At 62.6% G+C, this 3,527-nt stretch carries 5 protein-coding genes; 4 read left to right on the top strand and 1 reads right to left on the bottom strand.

All coding sequences use genetic code 11. The features are described 5' to 3' along the window. The first annotated feature begins 215 nt into the window (after window positions 1-215). Window positions 216-404, top strand: coding sequence for a hypothetical protein (locus WB528_RS21225; RefSeq protein ID WP_423890385.1), 189 nt, complete (start codon window positions 216-218; stop codon window positions 402-404). A 193-nt stretch (window positions 405-597) separates the two neighbouring features. Here WB528_RS21225 and WB528_RS21220 read toward each other — a convergent pair whose 3' ends face one another. After that, window positions 598-771, bottom strand: a complete 174-nt coding sequence (locus WB528_RS21220; protein WP_423890383.1) for a hypothetical protein — start codon at window positions 769-771, stop codon at window positions 598-600. A 358-nt stretch (window positions 772-1,129) separates the two neighbouring features. Here WB528_RS21220 and WB528_RS21215 point away from each other — a divergent pair, with 358 nt between their 5' ends. The 3 genes from WB528_RS21215 to WB528_RS21205 all read left to right on the top strand — a co-directional run. After that, complete coding sequence (locus tag WB528_RS21215) at window positions 1,130-2,314, top strand: ABC transporter substrate-binding protein (RefSeq protein ID WP_423890381.1); 1,185 nt, start codon at window positions 1,130-1,132, stop codon at window positions 2,312-2,314. A 2-nt stretch (window positions 2,315-2,316) separates the two neighbouring features. Beyond that, on the top strand, window positions 2,317-3,186 hold the full coding sequence (locus WB528_RS21210) for a branched-chain amino acid ABC transporter permease (RefSeq protein ID WP_423890378.1): 870 nt from the start codon (window positions 2,317-2,319) through the stop codon (window positions 3,184-3,186). Then, window positions 3,183-3,527 (top strand): ABC transporter permease subunit (locus WB528_RS21205; RefSeq protein ID WP_423890376.1); only part of this gene is annotated, 345 nt, incomplete at its 3' end. The genes WB528_RS21210 and WB528_RS21205, both read left to right, overlap by 4 nt.

Below are 3,527 nucleotides of genomic sequence, written 5' to 3'. Positions count from 1 at the left end.
GCGTTGGCGTAATGATCGGCGTCATAACGCGAGCCGGTAAACTCCGCGTGAGATGTATTTGAAGCTGCAGCCGAAGTGAACCACCTCTGCCGCTGGGCCGTATGTCATAAAACATCTGGCGATGGGGAATAGCGCAGCTTCTCAAACGAGTCTATTTGAGGCCGGCATTTTGCTGGCCTTTTGTATGACCTGGTAACGCGGCGAGCGAAATGACGATGAAAGAGATCCAACGGGCGCCAGACCGCATCGATCAGGAAATCCGCGCTGCGGATGCGCTGGAGCGGGCACGTTTGCTGCCTCCCGGCCCCGAACGCAATGAAGCGCTCAAGCTCGCGAGCCTGTTGCGGTGCACAGCCGACTCGCCCGGACCCGTGTTTGCCAAGCGGGGCCGGCCGCGGAAGTGAACGCGCGCCTGTCGGATGCGGTTCTGCCTTCAGCACCCTCTGCAAACGCCCTGGATCAATCGATCGATCCTCGCGTTCTCCTGCACGAGGGCCCGATCAGTGGTCGATATCGATGAGGTCGCATCGATAGGCTGTATCCATAGCCTGCGGCTGACGATGACCGACCGGTGCCGGCCAAGGCCCCGTGGCGGTCTCACATCGCGGCAGCGGGCGCGCGGGCGGCTGGGGCTGACGGCGTACTATTGTCCAGCGCTTCAATCGGCATCCGGCAAACGGACGGCCCAAGCACGATGGCTTGTGCCGACACCGGGATTGCCGACGACAGCGTCAGGACGGCAGCGATTGCAGGAAGTGTGAATCTGATCATGGGTCGTCTCCGGTCCTCGTGCTTCGCGATGAGCGTTTCCGGAAAAAAGACCCACACTCGAGTTGCGATATTCCCTCGTCGTTCGGTCAGTATTCGGTCGATGTTGGCATGATGGCCGGCCGATTGGATGCGCGTCGCGAAACCAGCCAATTTGTTGCAGTGCCCGCTCCCGCATTGGCCGTTGGCAACGCCAACACCTTGACGGGCAGCAAAGCGCGGTCACAATTCGGGGTACCGTTGTGATTTCCGGGGTTGTGGCATACCGTTTGCTTCAAGAAGCCGAACACGGTCGTGCACGTCGAAAGAGCCATTCGACGCTGCAAGCAAGCCGCAAAGATGACCAAGGGGAGTTGCTCACATGCCGACCAATCTGACACGTCGCCAAGCTCTTGTTCTGCCTGCCGGCATTGCGGCGGGAAGCCTTTTCGGCCGTTCCGCGCGGGCGGCCGAGCCGATCAAGATCGGCCTGGTGGCTGCGCTTTCCGGACCTTCCGCGAAATCCGGCGAGGGGATCACCCGCGGTCTTCAAATTGCGATTGATGAAATCAATGCCAAGGGTGGTCTGCTCGGCGGGCGCATGCTGGAACTCGTCCGGCGCGACGACGAGTCGAACCCCGCCAAGGGCCAGACCGCGGCCCGCGAGCTGCTCGACAAGGAGGGGGCGGTGATCCTCTACGGCGGCATCGATAGCCCGGTGTCGCTGGCCATCGTGCCGCTGGTGAATACGGCCAAGGTGCCTTTCATGGGGGTATGGGCGGCTGCGACCAACATCACGCGCAACGGCGCCAATCCGAACTATGTCTTCCGTGTCTCGGCCGTGGATGCCTTGGTCGATCGCGCCTTGATCAAATACGCCACGACAAAGTTCAGCGCCAAGAAGCCCGGACTGATGCTGGTCAACAATGGCTGGGGCGAGTCCAATCTTAAGGGGCTCACAGCGGCCGCGGAGGCTGCCGGCGTCAAGCTCGCAGGGGAGGAAAAGTTCGACGACAAGGACCCCGATATGACGCCGCAGCTGCAACGGCTCCGGGAAGCCGGCGCGGACAGCATCATCCTCGTCGCCAACGCCGCGCCGGGGGCGCAGGTGATGAAGTCGTTGCAGAAGTCGGCCTGGGTCGTGCCGGTGGTCTCGCACTGGGGCATTTCCGGCGGGCGTTTCCCCGAGCTTGCAGGCTCCTGGGCCGGCAAGGTGCACTTCGTGCAGACCTACAGCTTCTTCGGACCGCAGAACGACGTCGGCAAGCGTGTGCTTGCGGCGATGGAGGCCAAATACCCCGACGTCAAGGGACCCGGCGACGTCACGCCGCCGGTCGGCGTGGCCAACGCCTATGACGCCATGCAACTCACCGCGCTTGCGATCACGAAGGCGGGCTCGACCGAAGGTCCCAAGATGCGCGAAGCCTTTCTGAACATCGATAGCTATCATGGCCTGATCAAGAACTACGCCAAACCCTTCACGGACGAGAACCATGACGCTTTGAATGAAAACGATTACGTCATGGTCCGCTATAATGGGGATCAGATCGAGCCCGTCACGGGCTAGACATGCTTGCGACAGCACTTGTCTCGGGGCTGAGCCTCGGGAGCATCTACGGTCTCATCGCGCTCGGCTTCACGCTGACCTTCGCCGTGTCCGGCACGGTGAACTTCGCGCAAGGGTCGTCCGTGATGCTGGGGGCGGTGGCCTGTTACGCGATCGCGATGGGGCTGCACTGGCCGATGCTGGTCGCAGTCCCGCTGGCACTCGTGGCTTGCGCGATCTGGGGCCTGATCGTCGAGCGTATCGCGGTCCGGCCGTTTGTGGCGCGCGGCAGCAATTCGTGGCTGATGGCGACCGTCGCGCTCGGCATTGTGCTCGACAACGTGGTGATGGTGCTGTTCGGCAAGGAACCGCGCGCGCTGCCGTCATCGCTCGCCGACGATCCATGGGTGCTCGGCAATGTCGGCATCTTTCCGCTTCAGGTGCTGGTGCCGATCGTAGGCTTGGGGCTTGCGTTTGCCGTTCATCTCGGTATGCACCGGACCGGACTCGGATTGAAGCTGCGCGCCGCCGTCGAAAATCCGGACGCGGCGCGGCTGATGAGCATCGATGTGACGCGTCTTATTGCGCTTACCTATGCGGCCGCGGCGCTGCTGGCGGGGATCGGCGGCATCCTGATCGCGCCGCTTTATAACGTTGCCTATGACATGGGGACGCTGTTCGGCATCAAGGCCTTTGCAGTCGCGATTCTCGGCGGCTTGACCAATCCCTGGGGCGTCGTGATAGCCGGTCTCGCCTATGGCCTGGTGGAGGCCTGCGCCACGACCTGGTTAGGTTCGAGCAGCACCCAAATCGTAACGTTCTCTGCCGTGATTGCCGCTCTGGTGCTGGCGCCGTCGGGCCTGTTCGGCGGCCGCACCAAGGTGCGGGTATGAGAACCATCGCCATCGTCATCGCCGCGGCGTTGGCGAGCATTGCGGTTGCCGCGGTCTGTCTCTTGGCGCCGGGCTATTATGCTTACCTGCTTGGGATGCTCGCGACCACGGCGCTCGCGGGCATTGGCCTGAACGTGCTGCTCGGTCTTGCCGGCGAAGTATCGCTCGGTCAGGGCGGGTTTGTGGCGCTCGGTGCTTACGGGGTCGGCATTCTTACCACCAAGGCGGGGTTGAATTTTTGGGAAGCACTGCCGCTTGCTGTTCTTGTGGTGGCAGCGATATCGGCGGCGCTTTCGATCCCCGCGCTTCGCGTCACCGGTCCTTATCTCGCCATGGTGACG

It is taken from the genome of Bradyrhizobium sp. (assembly GCF_049586575.1).
In the GTDB taxonomy this organism is placed as follows: domain Bacteria; phylum Pseudomonadota; class Alphaproteobacteria; order Rhizobiales; family Xanthobacteraceae; genus Bradyrhizobium.
This window is presented reverse-complemented; position numbering and strand designations above follow the sequence as displayed.